The organism is Clostridium sp. ZS2-4 (assembly GCF_026719745.1).
In the GTDB taxonomy this organism is placed as follows: Bacteria; Bacillota; Clostridia; order Clostridiales; family Clostridiaceae; genus Clostridium_H.
Genome location: NZ_JAPPRQ010000076.1, coordinates 1 through 1,242 on the forward strand (window position 1 = coordinate 1; position 1,242 = coordinate 1,242).

The following is a 1,242-nucleotide window of genomic DNA, read 5'->3' on the forward strand; positions in this document are numbered from 1 at the left end:
AAAGAAATATATTCAGAGTCAAGGTAAAAAGTAAAGGTGGTGAAAGTAGTGAAAATCAATAAAGCATACAAATTCAGGATATATCCAAATGAAAATCAGAGAGAAATTATTGAAAAGTCTTTCGGGTGTTCAAGATTTGTATATAATCATTTCTTAAATCAAAGAAATGAAGTATATAAAAACGAAAAAAGATGTATGAAATATACTGAACAACAAAATCAACTTCCAAGTATGAAAAAAGAATTTGTATGGCTTAAAGAAGTTGATAGTACATCACTACAAATGTCACTAAGAAACCTTGATACTGCTTTCAAAAATTTCTTTGAAGGTAGAGCAGATAGACCGAAATTCAAAAGTAAAAGAGATAACTATAAGAGTTATACAAGTAATTTTGTAAATAACAATATTGAGATAAATAAAGGAAAAATAAAGTTACCTAAATTAAAGTGGATAAAGGCAAAAGTTCATAGATTTGCTTATGGAAGAATAATAAATGCTGTAGTTTCTAAAAATCCCAGTGGAAAATATTTTGTATCTATATGTGTTGAAACAGAAGTAGAGCCTTTAGAGAAAGTAGCTCAAAATATTGGAATAGATTTAGGCTTAAGCCATTTTGCAATATTGTCTAATGGTGAAAAAATAGAAAATCCAAAATATCTAAAAAAATCATTAGAAAGATTAGCGAAAGAGCAAAGAAAACTAAGCAGAAAACAAAAGGGAAGTAATAATTTCCACAAACAAAGAAAAAAAGTTGCTAAATTACATGAGAAAGTAAAAAATCAACGCTTAGATTTTATTCATAAATTATCTAAAAGAATTATAAGCGAAAACCAAGTTATAGTTCTTGAAGATTTAGCAGTAAAGAATATGATGAAGAATGATAAACTAGCACAAAGTATTTTAGATGTAAGCTGGAATAAATTTGTTACTATACTTGATTATAAAGCAAAGTGGTACGGAAGAAATCTTCATAAAATAGATAGATGGTATCCATCATCAAAAACTTGCAGTAAATGTGGGTATGTTATGGAAGATATGCCATTACAAATAAGAGAATGGAAATGTCCTAAATGCGGAAGCATTCATGATAGAGATATAAATGCTAGTAAAAATATTCTAAAACAAGGATTATTGGATATAGCATAAAATAAGAACCGTAGGTTTTACGGGGATAGCCTGTGGAGATAGTAGGTTACGAGGTCGTAGAAGCAGGAAAAGTTCTTGGATATACCAAGAAGCCCC

1 protein-coding gene is annotated in these 1,242 nt (G+C 28.8%); it reads left to right on the forward strand.

Translation table 11 applies throughout. From position 1 onward, the window contains the following. Window positions 1-54 precede the first annotated feature (54 nt). Complete coding sequence (gene tnpB, locus OIO11_RS11670) at window positions 55-1,146, forward strand: IS200/IS605 family element RNA-guided endonuclease TnpB (RefSeq protein WP_268071645.1); 1,092 nt, start codon at window positions 55-57, stop codon at window positions 1,144-1,146. Window positions 1,147-1,242: the final 96 nt, after the last annotated feature.